3 protein-coding genes are annotated in these 5,442 nt (G+C 60.4%); all 3 read left to right on the top strand.

The window, feature by feature from the left end:
- A partial coding sequence (locus NW820_RS06470; RefSeq protein WP_414407015.1) for an LptA/OstA family protein occupies nt 1-821 on the top strand: 821 nt, incomplete at its 5' end.
- 77 nt (nt 822-898) lie between these two features.
- Nucleotides 899-2,077, top strand: a complete 1,179-nt coding sequence (locus NW820_RS06465) for an LptF/LptG family permease (RefSeq protein ID WP_414407014.1) — start codon at nt 899-901, stop codon at nt 2,075-2,077.
- A 44-nt stretch (nt 2,078-2,121) separates the two neighbouring features.
- On the top strand, nt 2,122-5,442 hold a 3,321-nt coding region (locus NW820_RS06460), incomplete at its 3' end, for a hypothetical protein (RefSeq protein ID WP_414407013.1).

Raw genomic sequence — 5,442 nt, 5'->3', positions numbered from 1 at the left:
CGGCCCAGGGCACCTACCGCCGCCGCGAATCCCAAAGTCTGTTGACGGGAGGAGTTACCCTGGAAGAACCCGGACGGGTGCTCACCTCAGCCCGCCTAGAGGGCAACCACCGCGACAAGATCTTCTTCTTTGAAGAGAACGTCCTTTACCGGCAGATGGCTGCCTCTACCCCCACGCCCGGCGGGGGATCCCTGACGGAAGAACTGCGCCAAGCCGAAACCGAAGTGCGGGCTGCCCGCCTGGTTTACAACTCCCGCACCGGTACTTCCGAGTTTAGCGATGCCGTCGAGTTTATCCAGCGGGGACGTAGGGCCAAGGCCAACCAAGCCACCATCACCCCTGAAAAGGTGGAGCTGCGGGGAGAGGTGGTGATCGAGCAGATCGAGGGGGAGTGGCTGGCGCGGCGGCTACAAAACCCGGAGACCCAGGCCGATGTGGATCAGCCGACGGTGATCTACGCCGACCGGGTGGAGATCGACCAAGCCAGCGGCGATGCCCGCTTCTTCGGCAATGTGGTTATTGTGCAGGCCAACCGCGCCATCGAAGGGGATCGCGCCGATTACTTCGACCGAGAACAAATTTTCAAAATCAGCGCCGAACAGGCTCCTGTGGTGCTCTGCGATCGGGGAGAGGTCGGCCGCCTTCCCGGGGAGAGCACCCAAGCTCTGCCGGGCCGCAACGCGCTGGATCAGATGTGCCGGGGCGCCAATCGCCTCAGTGGCAAGCTGGTTACCCTGAACATAAAACAAGATGAATACACCGTCGAAGGAGACGAGCAGCAGCAGGGAATGTTTCAGTTTCGCATCACCGACGCCCTCTGATGGGATCCCCCCTCGGGGAGCCATCTGTGGTTTTTGATCGTCCAGGTTTGGCTGAGGTTGTGATCCGAGGTGATGTCATGACGGCTCCACTCGCCGAGGGCAAACTGCGCAGAACCCCTGCTCAAGCGGGCAGCTTTTGGGGATCCCTGAAATTGGGGGCTGCCTTTTTGGAGTTTTATCTCTTCAAAGAGATGATTCGCCCCTTCTTTCTGGGAGTGGCCGGGGGCACGGTGCTGATGCTGGGCAACCAGCTCTTTATCTACGCCGATCTGCTGGTGAAAAAGGGCGCTCCTCCGCTAACCATTTTGCACATTCTCATCCTCAATTTGCCCGCCATTTTGGTGGTCACCTTTCCCATTGCCGGCCTCTTTGCCACCTTGCTCACCCTGGGCAAAATGGGAGCCGATAGCGAGATCATCGCCCTGCGCGCTGCTGGGATCCCCTATCGCAAAGTGTTTATCCCCGTGCTCTGTATTGGCCTGCTGATCAGCGGCTTGGCGCTGTTGACCAATGAAGTGATTGTGCCGGAAACCAACCAAAAGGTGAAAATCCTGAACAAGAACCTCATCTTGGCTCAAGATGCTCTTTTGTTTAATCCAGAAGAGATCGTGCGGGTGGATGATGATCTCTGGTTTCATGTCGGATCGATTGACCCGAAGACCGGCTTGATGCAGGATTTGTTGATCCTGGATCGCAAAGCTGAGACCGGCCACCTGCGCTATCCGCAGGTGATCTCCGCTCAAACCGCGCAGCAGGTGGGCCAATCGTGGCAACTGCGAGATGTGGTGATCCGCCGTTATGACGAGCAGGGGCGCACCTACTATGAAGGCCAGGTGGAAGAAATGCAGCTCAACATCGTCAACAAACTGGTGGGCCTGGTGTACGCGGAAAAAGTGCCCCAAGAGCAACGGGCGGGGGAGCTGTGGGAGCAGTGCCAGCGATATCGAGCGGAGCAACGTCCTTCTGCCGATGTGGCTCGCTGCCTGACGGAATACCACCTCAAGTTCGCCATTCCTTTGGCCAGCTTTTTCGCCATCTTGGTGGCTGCCCCCTTGGGCCTGCAAACGGTGCGGCAAACGGGGCGCTACGGCGGCGTGGCGCTAGCGATTGTTCTGGTGTTTATTTACTATGTACTGATGAGCCTGGGACGAGCGATGGGTCGAGTTGAGCACATCGATCCCTGGCTGGCTGCCTGGTTGCCGAATATGATTTTCGGTGGGGTAGGCCTTTCTTTACTGTGGCGGTTTTTACGGTGAAATCCTGCAACTTCCCCCCTGACTTCAGCCCTTGGGCAAAGTGGTTGGCTCTTTGCTGGGGCGGCTCCCTGTGGTTGGGGACGGGGGAGGCCGTCTTCGCCCAGTTGGACCCCCTGCCCACTGTTGGCGTCGGCGGGACGGAGTTCTCTCTGGAGGGCTACCAGCGCTTTCGGTCAGCGCAAACACTTGCTCAGCGCCTGCAACCGGCCCGCCGGGCTTCCAGCCCAGAACCGATGGCTGCCGCCGATGAGGAGCCCATCACCTTGGCCGAGGCGCAATCTTCTCTGCCTGCTACAGCCTTGACTGCGGCAACCCCACCCCCTACGGCCCTGGTCTCTCCTCCCTCTGCCAACTCTCCTGAAAAGGCCCTCACGCCAGAAGAACTGAACCGACAGCGGCTACAACGGCTGTTGGCCGAAGGGGCAGCAGCCCATGCTCGGCGACAGGCGCAGCAAGCCCAAGCAACACCGGCTCCCCAGCCCGCTTCACCGGCGACGCCCACTGCAGCAGTTCCCACCCTGAACTCCCTTCGGCTTTCCCAGCCCATGACTTCTCAGGCTGAAGCCCTGCAGGTGGAAGAGCAACCCTGGCTGCGCCCCACCAAGGACTCCGTCCCGCTAACGCGATCGGAATCCAATGGCGAAAACCGGGCTACGGCCCAACTGCAAGGTGGAGCCGGTTCAGAGGCAAGGTTAAATCGGATCCCAGCTTCCCCCAAGACCATTCCTCCCCTGATCTCCCAAGCCGGTGGGAGCTTGGATTTGGGCGGTGTTGTGTTGGCAGATGCCGCCCCTGCGTCGGGGCTGACGGGATCCCCCATGGCCACTCAAAGGGGCAGGGAAGCCTTTGTCCCCACTGCGGGCTCACCCCTGGCTCCTCAACTGCTGGAGCAGTTCCCCCTTTTGCGGGATCTGGGCACTGGTGCAGATGCCGTTTCAGCGGCAGAAAATCTTGGCACCGGCAGCCAGGGATCCCAGATTCGCCAGCAACTCTCGGCCACCGCGCAGCGGCAAATCCCCCTTGACCCGGATCAAATCAACGTGAGTGGGGATGTGCTCAGCTACATCGCCGAACAAGACCTGGGCATTGCCGAGGGGAACGCCTTGATCCAACTGGCCGACGGCACCCGCATCACCGGCGACCGGCTGCTGTTTTATCGGCGGGAGCGACGCCTGCGCAGCGAGGGCCCTTTTCGCATGGAGCAGCCCCCTGGCCCCCAAGGGCGGGGGATCCGGCAAATCGAAGGGCGAAATTTGGATCTGGATATCCCCGGTCGCACCGCCCAATTTGAGAGCTCGCTGGTCATTCTGCCGGGGGAGGAGCCGGGCACCAAGGTTTTTGTGCGCAGCCAAGAGACCACCGCCATTTTGGGGGATCAGATCTTTTTCGAGAAAGCCACCGTCACCACCTCGCCAGAGCCACCCATCACCCACTACGTGCAAGGGGATCGGGTGGAGGTGTTTCCCGATGACCGGGTGATCGTCTACGACGCCCGCGTGTTTGCCGGCGGCGAGCTGACAGAAGCAGGGGATCTGCGGGCGGGCCTTCAGATCGCCTATTTCCCCCTGTTCATCTACAGCCTGCGAGATCACCAATGGGTGCTGCCGGGGCGCAGCGAGACAGAGGGGGTGTTTGTCAAATCCAGTTGGGCCTACCGCTTCGACGAATACAACTTCGGCGGCCTGCGGCTGGATGTCATGCAGAAAAAAGGCTTGGGCATCGGCTTCCTGCACGACTACATCCTGCCCATCCCGGACAGTGTCAACTACGGGCGAGCCCAGTTTTACTTGGTTACCGAAGCCGACCAACAGCGCTTCTCCAGCCGTTTCCGCATCGACCACAACTTCGACTTTTACGCTGCCAACCTCTTTGGGCAGGAAGGCCAACTGCGGGGACAGCTCAACCTCAACCTGGACAACACCTACCGTCCTGCCGGCGGGCGCAACGACAACGCCGATCTGCGTCTCAACGCCACCTTTCAGGGGGATCTCTCCACCACCACCCTCAACATCAGCCGCACCGGATCCCAGGAGCGGGGCATCTACAGCTTCCCCCTCACCCTCAGCCACACTCAGCGCTACGGGGGCGTGCATTGGCTGCAATCGGATCTGCGCTTGGACTACAACCAGCGGGTGAGCGTCAAAGATGGCCCCGACTTTGCCGATGCGCGGTTGACGCTGGGCACTCAACTGACCCCACCCGGTTGGGGAGGTACCTATCGCCTGGCCTACCGTGCCTACAGCAGTTCCAATGGCGACAACGAGCCGCGTCGCAACTTCGAGCTGGCCTTTAACCCCGACCTCATTCGCATCACGCCCGATATTGCCCTCAGCAGCGCCCTCACCCTGACTCAAGAGCAACAGCCGGATCAAGAGGTGGGGGCAGGTCTCCACTTTTTCAATCGCTACGAGCTGCGCTCCAGCCTCCAGTTCAACGATATTCAACCGGCTCCCTGGATCACCTTCATGCCGGGTTCTATCGATTACACCCAAGTCCTCTACTCCACTCCTGACCAGGAGTCTACCGTCAGCCTCAACCCTCGCCTCAGTCTCAGACCTGCCGACTGGAATACCATCGACCTGCGCTACAGCCGCACCTTCTACGGCAACAATTCTGTGCCCTTCCAAACCCTCTCCACCAGCCCTAAAGATGTGGATCGCATCAATGCCAACATCAGCTTCTTTACGCCCCGCGATCTTCTGCCCGATGTGCCCCCAGGCTACATTGCCTTTGAAGATGACCTGCCCGGCGAGCTGCCGATAGCCCTGACCTTCCCCGACGATACCCCGGAGGATTTGGCAGCGATTGCCTCCCGCAACTTGCAGGAGCTGCAGGCAGAGGTGAAAAACCTGGTGCGCCTGGACACCAGCCTTGGCTACGACTTCATCACCCAGAAGTGGGATACCCTCAACGCCAACTTCACCTGGAGCACCGCCCCTGATCTGTTCAACATTCAGTTGCAGACGGCCTACGACCTGAACCAGGGACAGCTCCAACCCGTTCGTCTGGAATATCGGGGACGCAGCAGCACCACATTTAACCGGGATCAACGCTCTGGCCTGGATGTGTATGAGCCGGGGATCAGCTATGCGCTGCAGGCGGTTTACGATCCCCGGTTGGGCCAGATCTCTACCTATGGTCTGGAGCTGGATGCCACCCTCGGCACGCGATGGCAAAATCACTGGCGGCTGCGCTTGGGCCTGACGGAAGCAGGGATCCGCCGCGTGGAAGTCCGCCGCGACCTGCGGGATTTTGAGCTGCGCCTGGCCTACGATCCGGTAGCCGAGTCGCTGCGCCTGGAAGGGATCCTGGTGGCTTTCCCCAGTCGCCCGGTGGGCCTCACCCAAGAGCGGGGAGATTTTCAA

The organism is Synechococcus sp. R55.7 (assembly GCF_047461955.1).
GTDB lineage: Bacteria > Cyanobacteriota > Cyanobacteriia > Thermostichales > Thermostichaceae > Thermostichus.
This window is presented reverse-complemented; position numbering and strand designations above follow the sequence as displayed.